The 16,379-nt window shown below is 72.0% G+C and carries 16 protein-coding genes; 14 read left to right on the top strand and 2 right to left on the bottom strand.

Annotated elements, in window-relative coordinates; genetic code table 11:
• The first annotated feature begins 4 nt into the window (after window positions 1–4).
• The 11 genes from AB0F81_RS30660 (at window position 5) to AB0F81_RS30610 (ending at window position 10,932) form a co-directional block, all read left to right on the top strand.
• Window positions 5–1,456, top strand: a complete 1,452-nt coding sequence (locus tag AB0F81_RS30660; protein ID WP_360202826.1) for an NAD(P)H-hydrate dehydratase — start codon at window positions 5–7, stop codon at window positions 1,454–1,456.
• A 45-nt stretch (window positions 1,457–1,501) separates the two neighbouring features.
• On the top strand, window positions 1,502–2,620 hold the full coding sequence (gene alr / locus AB0F81_RS30655; RefSeq protein WP_360202824.1) for an alanine racemase: 1,119 nt from the start codon (window positions 1,502–1,504) through the stop codon (window positions 2,618–2,620).
• Complete coding sequence (locus tag AB0F81_RS30650) at window positions 2,617–3,684, top strand: alpha/beta hydrolase (RefSeq protein WP_360202823.1); 1,068 nt, start codon at window positions 2,617–2,619, stop codon at window positions 3,682–3,684. The genes alr and AB0F81_RS30650 overlap by 4 nt, the downstream gene beginning before the upstream one ends.
• On the top strand, window positions 3,681–4,130 hold the full coding sequence (gene tsaE, locus AB0F81_RS30645) for a tRNA (adenosine(37)-N6)-threonylcarbamoyltransferase complex ATPase subunit type 1 TsaE (protein WP_360202822.1): 450 nt from the start codon (window positions 3,681–3,683) through the stop codon (window positions 4,128–4,130). Before AB0F81_RS30650 ends, tsaE begins: the two co-directional genes overlap by 4 nt.
• Window positions 4,127–4,810, top strand: coding sequence for a uracil-DNA glycosylase (ung, locus tag AB0F81_RS30640; RefSeq protein ID WP_360202820.1), 684 nt, complete (start codon window positions 4,127–4,129; stop codon window positions 4,808–4,810). The genes tsaE and ung overlap by 4 nt, the downstream gene beginning before the upstream one ends.
• A 9-nt stretch (window positions 4,811–4,819) precedes the next feature.
• Window positions 4,820–5,539: a tRNA (adenosine(37)-N6)-threonylcarbamoyltransferase complex dimerization subunit type 1 TsaB gene (gene tsaB, locus AB0F81_RS30635; RefSeq protein ID WP_360202818.1), complete on the top strand. Its 720-nt coding sequence runs from the start codon at window positions 4,820–4,822 to the stop codon at window positions 5,537–5,539.
• A complete protein-coding gene (rimI, locus tag AB0F81_RS30630; RefSeq protein WP_360202817.1) occupies window positions 5,539–6,003 on the top strand; it encodes a ribosomal protein S18-alanine N-acetyltransferase in 465 nt (154 codons plus the stop codon). Before tsaB ends, rimI begins: the two co-directional genes overlap by 1 nt.
• Window positions 5,996–7,048, top strand: coding sequence for a tRNA (adenosine(37)-N6)-threonylcarbamoyltransferase complex transferase subunit TsaD (gene tsaD / locus AB0F81_RS30625; RefSeq protein WP_360202815.1), 1,053 nt, complete (start codon window positions 5,996–5,998; stop codon window positions 7,046–7,048). Before rimI ends, tsaD begins: the two co-directional genes overlap by 8 nt.
• A 9-nt stretch (window positions 7,049–7,057) precedes the next feature.
• The gene (locus AB0F81_RS30620; RefSeq protein ID WP_360202814.1) at window positions 7,058–7,312 is read left to right on the top strand and encodes a hypothetical protein; all 255 of its coding nucleotides are present in this window, start codon (window positions 7,058–7,060) and stop codon (window positions 7,310–7,312) included.
• Between the two features lie 129 nt (window positions 7,313–7,441).
• Complete coding sequence (locus AB0F81_RS30615) at window positions 7,442–9,133, top strand: ABC transporter ATP-binding protein (protein WP_360202812.1); 1,692 nt, start codon at window positions 7,442–7,444, stop codon at window positions 9,131–9,133.
• Window positions 9,130–10,932 (top strand): ABC transporter ATP-binding protein, encoded by a 1,803-nt coding sequence (locus AB0F81_RS30610; RefSeq protein ID WP_360202810.1) that lies wholly within the window; start codon window positions 9,130–9,132, stop codon window positions 10,930–10,932. Before AB0F81_RS30615 ends, AB0F81_RS30610 begins: the two co-directional genes overlap by 4 nt.
• On the opposite strand, the gene groL is transcribed toward AB0F81_RS30610, so the two are convergent.
• Entirely contained in the window at window positions 10,929–12,584 is a 1,656-nt protein-coding gene (groL, locus tag AB0F81_RS30605; RefSeq protein ID WP_360202808.1) for a chaperonin GroEL, read from the bottom strand. The two genes, AB0F81_RS30610 and groL, sit on opposite strands and share 4 nt — an antisense overlap.
• A 70-nt stretch (window positions 12,585–12,654) precedes the next feature.
• Window positions 12,655–12,969 carry a co-chaperone GroES gene (gene groES, locus AB0F81_RS30600; RefSeq protein WP_014440794.1) on the bottom strand — a complete coding sequence of 105 codons (315 nt, stop codon included), beginning with the start codon at window positions 12,967–12,969 and terminating at the stop codon, window positions 12,655–12,657.
• Between the two features lie 224 nt (window positions 12,970–13,193).
• On the opposite strand from groES, the gene AB0F81_RS30595 reads away from it, so the two are divergent.
• The 3 genes from AB0F81_RS30595 to AB0F81_RS30585 all read left to right on the top strand — a co-directional run bounded on the left by AB0F81_RS30595 (window position 13,194) and on the right by AB0F81_RS30585 (window position 16,271).
• Complete coding sequence (locus AB0F81_RS30595; RefSeq protein ID WP_360202806.1) at window positions 13,194–14,369, top strand: methyltransferase domain-containing protein; 1,176 nt, start codon at window positions 13,194–13,196, stop codon at window positions 14,367–14,369.
• Window positions 14,370–14,378: 9 nt separating this feature from the next.
• Window positions 14,379–14,861, top strand: coding sequence for a Cys-tRNA(Pro) deacylase (gene ybaK / locus AB0F81_RS30590; protein ID WP_360202804.1), 483 nt, complete (start codon window positions 14,379–14,381; stop codon window positions 14,859–14,861).
• A 306-nt stretch (window positions 14,862–15,167) separates the two neighbouring features.
• Window positions 15,168–16,271, top strand: coding sequence for a substrate-binding domain-containing protein (locus AB0F81_RS30585; RefSeq protein ID WP_360202802.1), 1,104 nt, complete (start codon window positions 15,168–15,170; stop codon window positions 16,269–16,271).
• The last annotated feature ends 108 nt before the right edge of the window (window positions 16,272–16,379 follow it).

The following is a 16,379-nucleotide window of genomic DNA, read 5'->3' as shown; positions in this document are numbered from 1 at the left end:
CAGCATGCGGCAGGCGTGGCGGGTCGCGGACGTCCGGGCGGCGGAGAAGACGCTGATGGCCCAGCTCCCGGAGGGCACGCTGATGCAGCGGGCCGCCGCCGGGCTGGCCCGGCGCTGCGCGCTGCTGCTGGACGCGGCCGGCGGCGTCTACGGCTCCCGGGTGCTGCTGCTGGTCGGCAGCGGTGACAACGGCGGCGACACCCTCTATGCGGGAGCTGCCCTGGCCCGCCGCGGCGCGCAGGTGCGGGCCCTGCTGCTCACCCCGGAGCGGGTCCATCTGGCCGGCCTGGCCGCGCTGCGCGCGGCCGGCGGCTTCACCACCCGCGACCTGCCCACGCGCGCCGATCTGGTGCTGGACGGGATCGTCGGGATCGGGGCGAGCGGCGGCCTGCGCGAGCCGGCCGCGGCCGTCGTGCGCGAGCTCGGCACACTTCGCGGGCGTACGGGTGAGCCCGCCCTCATCGTGGCCGTCGACGTGCCGAGCGGCGTGGCCGTGGACACCGGCGACGTCCCCGGCGAGGCGGTGACCGCCGACGTCACCGTCACGTTCGGCTGCCTCAAGCCGGCACACCTGCTGGGCCCGGCCGCGGTGCGCTGCGGCGAGGTCGAGCTGGTCGACATCGGCCTCGGCCCGGTGCTGGTCACCGACCCGGCGGTCCGGGTGGTCGAGGCGGCCGACGTGGCCGCGTGGTGGCCCCGCCCCGGGGTGACCTCGGACAAGTACACCCGTGGCGTGGTCGGCCTGGCGACCGGCTCGGCGCGCTACCCGGGTGCGGCCCTGCTCTCCAGCGCCGGCGCCCTGGCCGGACCGGCCGGGATGGTCCGCTACGCCGGCAGCGCCCACCAGGAGGTGGTTCGCGCTCACCCGTCCGTGGTGGTCGCGCCCCGCGTCGCCGAGGCGGGCCGGGTGCAGGCCTGGGTCTGCGGCTCCGGGCTGGGCACCGGCGAGGAGGCACGGACCGAGCTGCGCAGTGTCCTGGCCACCCCGCTGCCGGTGCTGCTCGACGCGGACGCCATCACCCTGCTGGTCGGCGGCGAACACGCCGAGGACCTGCGCCGTGACGCCCCGCTGGTGCTCACCCCGCACGACGGCGAGTTCAAGCGGCTGGCCGGCGAGGCGCCCGGCGCGGACCGGGCCGGGGCGGCGGCCCGGCTGGCCGCCTGGACCAACGCGGTGGTGCTGCTCAAGGGCGACCGGACGATCGTGGCGACGCCGGGCGGGGAGATCTGGGCGAACCCGACCGGGAGCCCGGCGCTGGCCACCGCCGGCAGCGGCGACGTGCTGGCCGGTCTGCTCGGATCGCTGCTGGCGGCCGGCCTGCCGCCGGCGCGCGCCGCTGCGATGGCGGCCTACGTGCACGGGCTGGCCGGGCGGCGGGCGGCCCTGGACGGGCCGGTGACCGCACCGGACGTGGCCGCCGCGCTCCGGCCGGTCCTGGCCGATCTGCTGGGGTGACCGGCCCGGACCGGAATTGTCATACGCCTCAGTAGGGTGGAAGGCATGTGGCAGGCCGAAGTCCGCGTCGATCTGGACGCGATCCGGGACAACGTCGCGATGCTGCGCGCCCGCACCTCGGCCGAGGTGCTGGTGGCGGTCAAGGCGGATGGATATGGGCACGGCATGGTGCCGTCGGCCCGCGCGGCCCTCGCGGGCGGCGCCACCTGGCTCGGCGTGGCCACCCTCGAGGAGGGTCTGGAGGTGCGCCGGGCCGGCATCGACGCGCCGATCCTGGCCTGGCTGCTCAGCCCGGGGTTGCCCCTGGAGCAGGGCGTCGCGGCCGACATCGATCTGAGCGCGGCCACGCCGGCCCTGCTCGACGAGGTGGTCGCTGCCGGGCGCCGGGCCGGTCGCACGGCCCGGGTGCACCTCAAGCTCGACACCGGCCTGGCCCGCGGCGGCGCCACTCCCGACGAGTGGCCGGCCCTGCTGGAGGCGGCGGCCAAGGCGCAGGCCGACGGGCACGTCGAGGTGGTCGGTGTGTGGAGTCACTTCGCCTGCGCCGACGAGCCGGGGCACGAGTCGGTGGACCGGCAGCTGGCCGTCTTCACCGAGGGGCTGGCCCTGGCCGAGCGCTGGGGCATCACCCCGCGTTACCGGCACATCGCCAACTCGGCCGCCACGCTGATCCGGCCGGACGCCCACTTCAACCTGGTGCGCGTCGGCATCGCGGCCTATGGGCTGTCGCCCGTGGCCGGGGAGACCTTCGGGCTGCGGCCGGCGATGACCGCCCGGGCCCGGGTGACGCTGACCAAGCGGGTCCCGGCCGGCCAGGGCGTGTCCTACGGGCTGACCTACGTCACGCCGCGGGAGACCACGCTCGCCGTGGTCCCGCTGGGCTATGGCGACGGTGTGCCCCGGCACGCCTCCAGCGCCGGCCCGGTGCTGATCGGCGGCACGGTCGCCCGCATCGCCGGCCGGGTCTGCATGGATCAGGTGGTGGTCGACGTCGGTGACGAGCCGGTGGTGGCCGGGGACGTGGCCACCCTGTTCGGCCCGGGCACCCACGGTGAGCCGACGGCCGACGACTGGGCCGCCGCCACCGGGACGATCAACTACGAGATCGTCACGCGGTTCGGAAGCAGCCGGGTGCCCCGGCACTACGACGGGGAGCTCGCGTGAAGCGTTCGCGTGCCGCCAAACGGGCGGGCATATTCGGGGCCGCGGTCGGTGTCGCCGCGGCCGGTCTGGCTACCGCCTTCGCCGTCGAGCGGGCTCTGGTCCGCCGCTCGGTCAAGGCCCCCGGGGATCCCTATGTCGACGAGCCCTTCGGCGACCAGCCCTACGACCGGGAGCTGACGGTCACCGAGGCCGACGGCACCCACCTGCGCGTCGAGATCGTCGAGCCGCGGGAGCCGACCGACCGGCCCACCATCGTCTTCGTGCACGGCTTCGCGCTGGACATGGGGACCTTCTACTTCCAGCGCAAGGCGCTCGCCGAGCGGGCCGAGCAGCGGCTGGTCTTCTACGACCAGCCTGGGCACGGCCGGTCCGGCAAGCTGAAATCGGGCACCTACGACATCGCCGCGCTGGGCCGCTCGCTCGCCGCGGTGCTCGAGGAGACCGTGCCGGACGGGCACATCATCCTGGTCGGCCACTCGATGGGTGGCATGACCATCATGGCCTTCGCCGAGCAGTACCCGGAATGGTTCGGCAACCGGGTCACCGGGGTGGTGCTGATGTCCACCTCGGCGGGGCTTTTCGACAAGGCCCGGCTGGGCCTGACCAACGTGGTGGCCCGGGTCAGCGCGCCCTTCTTCCCGCTCTGGGACAGGGCGGCCCAGCTCGGCGGCGGCACCATCGACCGGGCCCGGGTGGCCTCGTCCGACCTGGCCTGGCTGCTCACCCGGCGCTACGGGTTCGGTGAGGCCAAGCCGAGTCCGTCGTTGGTCACCTTCGTGGAGAGCATGAACTCCAAGACGTCGGTGGAGACGCTGACGAAATACCTGCAGACCCTCTACACCCACAACCGCGTCCCGGCGCTGTCCGCGCTGCGCGGCGTGCCGGTGCTGGTGGTGGTCGGTGACCGTGACTATCTGACCCCGGTCACCCACTCCGAGGAGATCCTCAAGCACCTTCCCGAGGCCGAGCTGTTGAAGATCGAGAACAGTGGCCACGTGGTGATGCTGGAGAAGGCCGACCAGGTCAACGCCGCGCTGATCCCGTTCCTGGAGAAGATCTCGTGAAGCTGAGGACCGTCGACGACACCCGCGAGTTCGGCCGGCGGCTGGCCGGTGTGCTGCGGGCCGGCGACCTGGTGCTGCTCACCGGGCCGCTCGGCGCCGGCAAGACCGCCCTGGTGCAGGGCATCGGCGCGGGGCTGGGCGTGCAGGGGCCGATCACCTCGCCGACCTTCGTGATCGCCCGGGTGCACCGCGGGCCGCTGCCGCTGGTGCACGCCGACGCGTACCGGTTGGGCGAGCGCCCCGACCCACGCGCCGAGATCGACGACCTGGACCTGGACGCCTCGGCCGAGGACGCGGTGACCGTCGTCGAGTGGGGCGCCGGTCTGGTGGAGCAGCTCAACGACGAATATCTACAGGTCCGGATCGACCGTCTGGACGACGACACCCGAGTGATCGAGCTCGTGCCGCACGGCGGCGACTGGGCACACCGACTGGAGACCATGTGAACCTGACCGAGCTGCTGCCGGCCGAGTGGCGGGCCGAGCTGACCCCCTTCCTCGACGAGGGCGCGACGGCCGCGCTGGGCGAGTTCGTCGCCGCGGAATACGCGAGCCAGACGATCTACCCGCCGGTGGAGGACCTGTTCGCGGCCTACCGGCTGTGCCTGCCGGCCGAGACCCGGGTGCTGATCCTCGGCCAGGACCCCTATCACGGTCCGGGCCAGGCGCACGGGCTGAGCTTCAGCGTGCGCGACGGGGTCCGCAAGCCGCCGTCGCTGGGCAACGTCTTCAAGGAGCTCAACGAGGACCTCAACGTTCCCAAGCCGGTCAGCGGCGACCTGACCGGCTGGGCCCGGCAGGGCGTGCTGCTGCTCAACGCGGTGCTGACGGTCCGCGCCGGCAAGGCCGGCTCGCACGGGGGTAAGGGCTGGGAGGCCTTCACCGACGCCACCATCCGGGCGCTGAACGAGCGCCACGACCGGGTCGTCTTCCTGCTCTGGGGCAGCTACGCCCGGAAGAAGGCGGCGCTGGTCACCAACCCGGCGCACGTGGTGCTGGAGGCGGGCCACCCGAGCCCGCTCAACCGGGTCGGTTTCCTCGGCAGCCGGCCGTTCAGCGCGGCCAACAAGGCGCTGGCGGACGGCGGTCGGCCGGTCATCGACTGGGACCCGCGGGCCACGGTCTAGGGTTCGGCTGTGCTGGTTCTCGCTCTGGACACCGCTACGCCCGCGTCGACGGCGGCGCTGGTCGAAGTCACCGACGACGGTCTGTTCGGCGTCGTCGAGCAGCGGACCGTCGACCCGCGCGCGCACGGGGAGAAACTCGCGCCGGAGATCGCCGCCGCCCTGGCCGAGGCCGGGGTGCGCCCGCGTGACCTGCGCGCGATCGTCGCGGGCGTCGGTCCCGGCCCGTTCACCGGGCTCCGTGTCGGGCTCGCCACGGCGGCGAGCATGGGCCAGGCGCTCGGCATCCCGACCTACGGCGTGTGCTCGCTGGACGCGCTGGGCCGGGCGGCCGGTCCGGGGCGGGTGCTGGTGGCGACCGACGCGCGGCGCCGCGAGGTGTATTTCGCGACCTATGTGGACGGCGAGCGGGTCTTCGGCCCGGAGGTTGCGCGTCCGGCCGACGTGCCGGCGGCGCTGGCGGCCGCGGCGAGCACGGTGGTGACCTCGGGTGCGGATCACACCACGAATCACCACGCTCCCGATCGGGCCTGCGGTGAGGGCGCCCTGAAATACGGGGACGTCTTCGGCCTGCCGGTGGAGGAGCACCTGCTCTACCCGCCCGGCGCCGCCCTGGTCGCGATCGCGGCGCCGCGGATCCGCGACGCCGCGCCGAGCGAGGTGCTCACCCCGCTCTACCTGCGCCGTCCCGACGCGGTCGAGCCGGCCGGGCGGAAGCCGGTGCTGACCTGATGCTGGTCGAGAGACTCCGCTGGTGGCACATCGACGAGGTGCTGCCGATCGAGGAGGACCTGTTCGGCGCCGAGAAATGGTCCGCCGCGATGTTCTGGAACGAGCTCGCGCAGCGGCACTTCTATCGGGTCGCGGTCGACGAGCCGGGCGGGCCGGTGCTCGGCTATGCCGGGATGTCCGTCGTGGACAGTCACGAGTCGTGGGTGCAGAACATCGCGGTCCGGCGGGACGCGCATCGGCGCGGCATCGGCAGGCTACTGCTCGAGGATCTGCTCGCCGAGGCGGCCCGGCGCGGGGTGCGCAAGACACTGCTCGAGGTGGCGGTCGACAACGCCGCCGCACAGAAGCTTTACGCGACCTACGACTTCGAGCCCGTCGGGATCCGGCGTGGCTACTACCAACCCAGTAACACCGATGCCTTGGTGATGGAACGGGATGCCCCGGTGATGATGCGCGATGCCTGACGAACCCCTGGTGCTCGGGATCGAGACCTCCTGCGACGAGACCGGTGTCGGCATCGTGCGCGGGCACACCCTGCTCGCCGACGCGCTGGCGTCCAGTGTGGATCAGCACGCCCGGTTCGGTGGCGTGGTGCCCGAGGTGGCGAGCCGGGCGCACCTGGAAGCGCTGGTCCCGACCATGCAGCGGGCGCTCGACGAGGCCGGCGTGACGCTGGCCGACGTCGACGCGATCGCGGTCACCAGCGGGCCGGGCCTGGCGGGTGCGCTGCTGGTCGGCGTCGCGGCCGCCAAGGGTTACGCGCTCGCCGCCGAGAAACCGATCTACGGGGTCAACCACCTGGCCGCGCACGTCGCGGTGGACACCCTGGAGCACGGGCCGCTGCCCGAGCCGGCGGTGGCGATGCTGGTCTCCGGCGGGCACTCGTCGCTGCTGCTGGTCGACGACCTGACCGCGGGTGTCACCCCGCTCGGCGCGACCATCGACGACGCGGCCGGCGAGGCGTTCGACAAGGTGGCCCGCCTGCTGGGGCTCGGCTTCCCGGGCGGCCCGGTCATCGACCGGACGGCCCGCGACGGCGATCGCCTGTCGATCGCCTTCCCCCGTGGGCTCACCGCGCCCAAGGACCTCGCGGCGCACCGGTTCGACTTCTCGTTCTCCGGCCTGAAGACCGCGGTCGCCCGCTGGGTGGAGAGCCGGGAGCGGGCCGGTGAGCCGGTGCCGGTGGCCGACGTCTCGGCGAGCTTCCAGGAAGCCGTCTGCGACGTTCTCACCGCCAAGGCGATCGACGCCTGCCGGACCAGCGGGGTGCGGACCCTGGTGATCGGCGGTGGCGTGGCGGCGAACTCGCGGCTGCGGGTGCTCGCCGAGGAGCGGGCCGCCAGGCACGGGATCACGGTGCGGGTGCCCCGCCCGCAGCTGTGCACCGACAACGGTGCGATGGTCGCGGCGCTCGGCTCGCATCTCGTCGCGGCCGGCGTCGCGCCGAGCCGTCTCGATCTGCCGGCGGATTCCGCGATGGGTTTGACCGCGGTCAGCGTGCCGGGGTAGGAAGCGTCAATGATCGCTCGGATGTGGGAGGTGCGGGCCTCGCGCGGTGGCTTCGATGAGCTGCTGGCCTGGGTCTGCGACACAGCGGTGCCTGGCTTGGAGGTCCTGCCACAACATGTGTCGAGTGACGTCTATTCGTCCACGGATCATCGCATCGTCGTCATCACCAAATGGCGCAACACTCCGCAGAGCATGCCGACACCGCCGGAAAAGCTGGTAGCACGCACTCCACACGTCTGGGATTTCACGCCCGTCGATCGATGAGCGGTCGCAGTCAGGGCACCTCGGCTTTACCGTCGGGGCCTGATGCGAATACTGAAACCTTTTCCACGTGGCGGTGCCGGCAGCACCTGGCGGCGGTCGACGGTGCGGCGCCGCCGGGCGCGATGGCCGATGGGAAAAGGTTCGTTGCCCGTGCCGGATCCCGGCCGGCCCGACTCCCGTTCCGCCCTGCGATACCTGTTCTGGTTGATCCGGCGGTCCCGTCTGACGGTGGCGGCCGCGGCGCTGCTCGCGATCGGCTGGATGGGCTGTCAGGCGCTGGCTCCGGCGGTGGTCGGGCTCGCCGTCGACGCGGCCGCTGACGGTCAGTGGCGGACCCTGCTGGGCTGGGTGGCGATCCTGCTCGGGGTCGGCGTCGCCCAGGCGGTCGCGGGTATCAGCCGGCATCGGTTCGCCGTGGTCAACTGGCTGGGGGCCTCGTTCCGTACGGTGCAGGTGGTGGTGCGCCAGGCCAACCGGCTCGGCTCCACCCTGCCCCGGCGGCTCGACGCCGGTGAGGTGGTGGCGATCGGCACCTCCGACATCACGCACATCGGCGCCTCCGTCGACACCGTCTCCCGGGGCGTCGGCGCTCTCCTCGCGGTCGTCACGGTCAGCGTCGTGTTGTTGCGTACGTCGGTCCCACTCGGCCTGATCGTGGTGCTCGGCGTGCCGCTGCTGATGCTGGTGGTCGGCCTGCTGATCCGTCCGCTGCACCACCGTCAGCAGGCTTACCGGGAGAGACAGGGGCGCCTGACCGGCCGCGCCGCCGACCTGGTCTCCGGGCTACGGGTGCTGCGTGGTGTCGGCGGTGAGGCGCTGCTGGCGAGCCGCTACTGCAAGGAGTCGCAGGAGCTGCGCACCGCCGGTGTGCACACGGCCCGGGTGGAGGCGCTGCTGGAGGCGGCGCAGGTACTGATGCAGGGCCTGCTCCTGGTTCTCGTCACGTTGCTCGGCGCCCGGTACGCCGCGGCCGGCAAGATCACCGTTGGTGAGTTCGTGTCTTTCTACGCCTACGCGGCGTTTCTGGTGGCCCCGCTGCGGCAGCTCACCGACGCGATCGACAAGGTGACCAGGGGCCACGTCTCGGCCCGCCGGGTGGTGGCGATGCTCGGCGTCCGCACCGACCTGACGGATCCGGTCTCCCCGGTCCCGCTGCCGGCCGGCGAGCTGGCCGACCCCGAGTCCGGCGTGCTGATCCTGCCCGGGCGGCTCACCGCGATCGTCGCGGCCGACCCGGCGGACGCGGCCCGGATCGCCGACCGGCTGGGCCGGTATGCGAACGGCGGCACCCTCGGCGGCGTCCCGCTGACCGAGTCGGCCCTGCAGTGGGTCCGTGACCGGATCCTGGTGGCCGACAACGAGGCACGGCTCTTCTCCGGCCGGCTGCACGCCGACCTGGACCCGGACGACCGGGGCACCCTGAAGGCGGCCCTGGACACGGCGGCCGCGACCGACATCGTCGCTGACCTGCCCGACGGTCTGAAGAGCATCGTCGACGAACGCGGCCGGTCCTTCTCCGGCGGCCAGCAGCAGCGGTTGCGGCTGGCCCGGGCCCTGGTCGCCGACCCGGAGATCCTGATCCTGGTCGAGCCCACGAACGCGGTGGACGCGCACACCGAGTCCCGGATCGCCGCCGGGCTGCGGTCGGCGCGGGCCGGGCGTACCACGGTGATCTGCACGTCGAGCCCGCTGATGCTGAACCGGGTCGACCGGGTCTGTTACGTCGAGTCCGGCCGGATGGTGGCGACCGGCACGCATCGCGATCTGCTGCGGACCCAGCCGCGGTACGCCCGGATGGTGCTGCGTGAGGAGCAGCCGTGAGCTGCGCGTTGCCGGTGGCGGACTCCGCGCAGGTCCGCCGGTACGCGCGCGACCTGGTCCGCCGATACCCCGGCCTGTTCCGGGCGACCGTCGGCCTGCACGTCGCCGCGGCGCTGGCGGCTCTGGCCGGTCCGCGCCTGCTCGGCAACCTGGTGGAGGCCATCCGCGTCGGCGCCGGCGTCCGGGCTCTGGACCGGCTCACCTTCACCATCGCCGGATTCGTGGTGCTGCAGGGGATCCTGACCCGCTTCGCCTATCTCGCCTCGGCCCGGCTGGGGGAGCGGATCCTGGCCCGGCTCCGCGAGGAGTTCCTCTGCCGGGTCCTCACCCTGCCGCTGGCCACAGTGGAGTCGGCCGGCACGGGTGACCTGCTCACCCGCACCACGCGCGATGTGGACGCGCTGTCGAAGTGCGTTCGGTTCGCGGTGCCGGAGACGATGATCGCGCTGATCACGCTGGTTCTCGTGGTCGTCGCGCTGCTGCTGGTCAGCCCGGTGTTCGTGGTGCCGCTGCTGGTCGGGGTGCCGATCATGGTGATCGGCACGCGGTGGTACCTGCGCCGGGCGCCGGTCGCCTATCTGCGGCAGAACGCGGCGTACTCGGACGTCACCGAGGGGCTGACCGAGACGGTGGAGGGTGCGCGGACCGTGGAGGCGCTCGGGCGCCAGCGGCAGCGCATCGACCGTACCGACGCTGACCTGCGCCGGTCATGGCTGGCCGAGCGGTACACGTTGTTCCTGCGCACGGTCTGGTGGCCGATGATCGAGATCAGCTATGTCCTGCCGGTGGTGGTCACCCTGCTCTACGGCGGCTGGCTCAACCTGCGCGGCCTGGTGACGCTGGGCCAGCTGACCTCGGCGGTGATCTACGTCCAGTTGCTCGTCGACCCGCTGGACCGGCTCTCCGGGTGGCTGGACGAGCTGGAGGTGGGCGCCGCCTCGCTGGCGCGGCTGCTCGGGGTCGCCGCGGTGGCGGCGCCGATGCCGGCGACCGTCCCGGAACCGGTCGGCAGCCGGATCGAGGTGCGCGGTGTCCACTTCGCCTACCAGGCCGACCGGGAGGTGCTGCACGGCGTCGACCTGACCCTGGAACCGGGGGAGCGGCTGGCCGTGGTGGGTGTCTCCGGCGCCGGCAAGTCCACACTGGGCCGGTTGCTGGCCGGGGTACACCAGCCCACCGCCGGCAGTGTCACGGTCGGTGGGGTGCCGCTCGGTGAGCTGCCGCCGGAGCGGTTGCGCGCCGAGGTCGCGCTGGTCACCCAGGAACATCACATCTTCATCGGCACGCTGCGCGACAACGTCGCGATGGCCCGTCCCGGCGTGCCGGAAGGAGAGGTACGGGCAGCGCTCACCGCCGTGCACGCGCTGGGTTGGGTGGACCAGTTGCCGAACGGGCTGGACACCGTGGTCGGCGCGGGTGGCTGTCCGCTCTCCCCGGCGCAGGCGCAGCAGGTGGCGCTGGCCCGGCTGATCCTGGCCGACCCGCACACGCTGGTGCTCGACGAGGCCACCGCGCTGCTGGACCCGCGGGCGGCCCGGGATCTGGAGCGGTCGCTGGCGGCCGTGGTCCGGGGCCGCACCGTCGTGGCGATCGCGCACCGGTTGTTCTCGGCGCACGACGCGGACCGGGTGGCGGTGGTGGAGGACGGCCGGATCGTCGAGCTCGGCTCACACGACGAGCTGGTGGCGGCCGGTGGCGCTTACGCGGCCCTGTGGCATTCCTGGCAGGGCGGCGACGACGACCGAGTGTGTGGATTTCGGGTGCGGTACGCACCCGAAATCCACACGCAGAAAGGCTAGAAGCCCGGGCCGTGCTGGTGGCCGTGGCCACCGTGGCTGTGCCCGTGACCGTGCCCACCGGCCGCGGCGGGGGCCGGCTCGGCCGGCTTCTCCACCACGAGGCTCTCGGTGGTTAGCAGCAGCCCGGCGATCGAGACGGCGTTGGAGACCGCGTTGCGGGTCACCTTCACCGGGTCGATGATGCCGGCCGCGGCCAGGTCGACGTACTCGTCGGTGGCCGCGTTGAGGCCGTGGCCCCAGCCCAGCTCGTTGACCTTGCCCACCACGACATAGCCGTCGTGGCCGGCGTTCTGCGCGATCCAGCGCAGCGGCTCCACCAGCGCCTTGCGGACGATGCTGACGCCGATGGCCTCCTCGCCGGACAGGCCGAGACCGCCGTCGAGCTCCTTGGCCACCTGGGCGAGGGCGGCGCCACCGCCGGGGACGGTGCCCTCCTCGACCGCCGCCTTGGTCGCCGCGATGGCGTCCTCGATGCGGTGCTTGCGCTCCTTCATCTCGACCTCGGTCGCGGCACCGACCTTGATCACCGCAACGCCGCCGGAGAGCTTGGCCAGCCGCTCCGAGAGCTTCTCGCGGTCCCAGTCGGAGTCCGACGCCTCGATCTCCTTGCGGATCTGCGCGACCCGGTCGGCGACCTCGGCAGCCTTGCCGCCACCGTCGACGATGGTGGTGTTCTCCTTGTCGACGACGATCCGCCGGGCGCTGCCCAGCGACTCGATGCCGACCTGGTCGAGCTTGTAACCGAGCTCGGGGGCGATCAGCTCGCCACCGGTGGCGATCGCCAGGTCCTGCAGGATCGCCTTGCGGCGGTCACCGAAGCCGGGCGCCTTCACCGCGGCGACCTTGATGGTCTTGCGCAGCGAGTTCACCACGAGGGTGGAGAGCGCCTGGCCCTCGACGTCCTCGGCCACGATCAGCAGCGGCTTGCCGGTCTGCAGCACCTTCTCCAGCAGCGGGAGCAGCTCCTCGATGCTGGAGATCTTCTGCGTGGTGAGGAGGATGTGCGCGTCCTCCAGCACCGCCTCCTGCGCCTCGGCGTCGGTCACGAAGTTCGGGGAGATGAAGCCCTTGTCGAACTGGAGACCCTCGGTGACCTCGAGCTCGGTCTGCAGCGCCGAGCCCTCCTCGACGGTGATGACACCGTCGCGGCCGACCCGGTCCATCGCCTCGGCGATCAGCTCGCCGATGGTGGCGTCCTGCGCCGAGATGGTGGCCACGTTGGCGATCGCCTTGTGGTCGGCGACCTCGACGGCCTGCGCCAGCAGCGCCTTGGAGACGGCCTCGGCGGCCTGGTCCATGCCGCGCTTGAGACCGATCGGGTTGGCACCCGCGGTCACGTTGCGCAGACCCTCGCGGACCAGCGCCTGAGCGAGCACGGTCGCGGTGGTGGTCCCGTCGCCGGCGACGTCGTTGGTCTTGGTCGCCACCTCCTTGACCAGCTGCGCGCCGAGGTTCTCATACGGATCGGTGAGCTCGATCTCCTTGGCGATGGTGACGCCGTCGTTGGTGATCGTGGGAGCGCCGAACTTCTTGTCCAGGACGACGTTGCGACCGCGCGGCCCCAGGGTGACCTTGACCGTGTCGGCGAGCGTGTTGACGCCGTGCTCCAGCAGGTGCCGGGCGTCGTCGGAGAAACTCAGGATCTTCGCCATGAATGGTCCCTTCACGCACTACCGCCCCGGACCGGTTACCCGGTCCGAGGCGGTCAGCACTGTCAGTAGGTCACTTCTCGATGACCGCGAGGACGTCGCGGGCGGAGAGCACCAGGTACTCCTCGCCGGCGTACTTGACCTCGGTGCCGCCGTACTTCGAGTAGAGGACCACGTCGCCGACCTTGACATCGAGCGGAACGCGGTTGCCCTTGTCGTCGATCCGGCCGGGGCCGACAGCGAGGACGGTGCCCTCCTGCGGCTTCTCCTTCGCGGTGTCGGGGATCACGATGCCCGACGCCGTGGTGGTCTCGGCCTCGTTCGCCTGGACCACGATGCGGTCCTCGAGCGGCTTGATCGCAACCTTGGTCGCGGTAGTCACGGGCATACCCTCCTGGGTACAGGTTTCGCCGGCTTTGAGCCAGCCGGTCTGAATGCCTCATGCCACCGGGCGGGGCCGTCGTCGCGGGTGCCGGTCCGCCTGGTGCCTAACCGCACGGACGGGCCGGGCGGCTGGCACCCTCATGTTGAGAGTGCTAACCGGAGACTATGCCGGAACTAGCACTCCGTCAACCAGAGTGCCAACCTGTCACGCCAGGGAGAATGCCTGATGTGACGCTGGAACTGTTGTCGTTGTTGCGAACCCCGGAAGGGGCGGAAGCCCTGGCCGTGGCGGCCGAGATCGGCGACGGTGAGCCACTCGCCGCGGCCTCGGCCATGCGGGCCCGGGGCATCGGCGCGGAGCTCGCCGCAGCCGCCTTGACCCAGGCTAGTTTGCGCGGGCGCGCGGCGATGAAGTTCGGGCCGGACGCGGCCCGGATGTTCTTCACCCGGGCCGGGCTGGAGCAGGCCACCCGGGCCGTGGTCGCGGACCGCCGCGCGCGGCGTCTGGCCGCCGCTGGGGTCCGGACCCTCGCCGACCTGGGCTGCGGGCTGGGCTCCGACGCGCTGGCGGCGGCCCGGCACGGCATCCGGGTCCACGCGGTGGACGCCGACCCGGCGACCGCCGCCATGGCCGCCGCGAACGCCGAGGCCGCCGGGCTGGCCGACCTGATCACGGTGGACTGCGCCGACGCGACGACCGTGGAGGTGGAGCGTCACGACGCGGTCTTCGCTGACCCGGCGCGGCGGCAGGCCGGGCGGGGACGGGTGTTCGACCCGAAGGCGTACTCGCCGCCCTGGGACTTCGTCATCGGGCTGGCCGGGCGGGTGCCGCGGACCGTGCTCAAGCTCGCCCCCGGCATCGACCACGGGCTGCTGCCGGCCGGCGCGGAGGGGGAGTGGGTGAGCGTCGGTGGAGATCTGGTCGAGGCGGCGTTCTGGTGCGGGCCGCTGGCGTCGGCGCCCCGCCGGGCCACGCTGCTCGGCACGGACGCCGTCGAGCTGACCGGCTCGGGCACCGACACGGCGCCGGTCGGGCCGATCGGCGCCTGGCTCTACGACCCCGACCCGGCGGTGGTCCGGTCGCATCTGGTGGCCGAGTTCGCCGCCACGATCGGCGGGCGGCTGGCCGATCCCTCGATCGCCTACGTCTACACCGACGAGCCGGTGGACACGCCGTACGCCCGGCGGCTCGGCGTCACCGACGTGCTGCCGTTCTCGCTGAAGCGGTTGCGGGCCCTGCTCCGGGAGCGGGGCGTCGGCCGGCTGGAGATCCGCAAGCGCGGCTCGGCGCTGGTGCCGGACCAGTTGCGCAAGGACCTGAAGCTGTCCGGGCCGCACGCGGCGGGACTGGTGCTGACCCGGGTGGACGGGGCGCCACTCGCGCTTCTGACCACAACCTCGTAGCGTGCGCGCATGGCCAAGAAAGCGGCCGGCACGCCGGCCACCGTCTTGCTGACCACGCAGCGGGTCGCGCACACCCTGCATCCGTACGAGGTGTCGCCGGACGCCCCCAACTACGGCGCCCTGGTGGCCGAGGCGCTGGCGGTGGCGCCGGAGCAACTCTTCAAGACACTGATCGCCGAGGTTGACGGGCGGCTCGTGGTGGGCGTCGTGCCGGTCACCGGCGACCTCGACCTGAAAGCGCTGGCCGCCGCGGCCGGCGGGAAGCGGGCGGTGCTCGCCGACCGGGCCGCGGCCGAGCGCAGCAGTGGTTACGTGCGCGGTGGGATCAGCCCGCTGGGCCAGCGCAAGCGCCTGCCCACGGTGATCGACGAGTCGGCCGCCGGCCTGGACGTGATCTTCGTCTCGGCGGGACGCCGGGGCCTGCAGGTGTCGCTCGCGCCCGAGGAGCTGATCCGGCTCACCGGCGCAACCGTGGCTCATATCCGAGGCTGATCTCGGGGTTCCGGTCCCATCCGGCACACAGATTACGTAGCGTCACCTTGTGGGATCGTTCCGCGGACATTTCGGGCGCTTGGTGAGCGTTCCCAGCACTGGCGTGTTGCCGGATTGTTATCCCTCGTTACGAGATAGACCTCGGTTGTGGCTTGTGTTGTCGGCCACCATGGGAATACGTTGCCGGGCACAACAAACCGGTTCCTGATCCATCGGCGTCACCCAGGGGAGCGGTACTCCCAGGCAACGCGACCCTGACAAATCCGAACCAAGGCCCCGGATTTACCCCCCGAAAGGACATAAGGAATGCGTAAGGGACTGTTCGCCCTTGCCGCGGTCGGCCTGATGGCCACCGGAAGTATCGCCGCATGCGGCGACAACGGCGACGACAGCGGTAGCAGCGGCGACAGCGGCTCGGCGGCCGGCAAGGTCGGCGTGATCCTGCCCGACACCAAGAGCTCCGCTCGCTGGGCGACCGCCGACCTGAAGTACCTCACCGACGCCTTCAAGGCGGCCGGCGTCGAGGCCGAGATCCAGAACGCGCAGGGTGACAAGGCCCAGTTCCAGACGCTCGCCGAGGGCATGATCGCCAGCGGCGTCAAGGTTCTGATGATCGTCAACCTCGACTCCGGCACCGGCAAGGCCGTGCTGGAGAAGGCGAAGAACGCCGGCATCGCGACCATCGACTACGACCGCCTCACCCTCAACGGTGGCGCCGACTACTACGTGTCGTTCGACAACGTGAAGGTCGGCGAGCTGCAGGGCCAGGGTCTGGTCGACTGCCTCGCCGAGAAGAAGGCCACCAAGCCGGTCGTGGCGTACCTGAACGGTGCTCCCACCGACAACAACGCGACCCTCTTCAAGCAGGGCTACGACTCGGTGCTCAAGCCGAAGTTCGACTCGGGCGAGTTCGTCAAGGGTCCGGACGAGTCGGTTCCGGACTGGGACAACACCCAGGCGGGCACCATCTTCGAGCAGCAGCTCACCACGAACAAGGAAATCAAGGGCGTCCTCGCGGCGAACGACGGCCTCGGCAACGCGGCCATCCAGGTGCTGAAGAAGAACAAGCTGAACGGCCAGGTCCCGGTGACCGGCCAGGACGCCACCGTTCAGGGCCTGCAGAACATCCTCGCGGGTGACCAGTGCATGACGGTCTACAAGGCCATCAAGAAGGAGGCCGACGCGGCCGCCGAGCTGGCGATCGCGCTGGCGAAGCAGCAGGCGCCGACCACCGCCACCGACACGGTGAAGGACCCGGAGTCGAACAAGGACGTCAAGGCTGTCCTGCTCGACCCGCAGTCGATCACCAAGGCGAACGTCAAGGACGTCGTCGCGGACGGTTTCGTCACCAAGGAAGAGCTGTGCACCGCCGCCTACGCCGCGGCTTGCACGGAGGCCGGCATCAGCTGACCTGAGCTGACGCACAGCCCTGCAGCGTAACGGCTGAGGACGGCGCCGCCCCCGCGTGCCCTGGGGCGCGCCCGGGCGGGGGGGGCCCCCCCCCCCCCCGCGGCGGGC

The sequence above is a fragment of the Actinoplanes sp. NPDC024001 genome (assembly GCF_040638955.1).
Lineage (GTDB): Bacteria > Actinomycetota > Actinomycetes > Mycobacteriales > Micromonosporaceae > Actinoplanes.
Note: the sequence above shows the minus strand (reverse complement) of the source record. Positions and strands in the feature narration are given on the sequence as shown.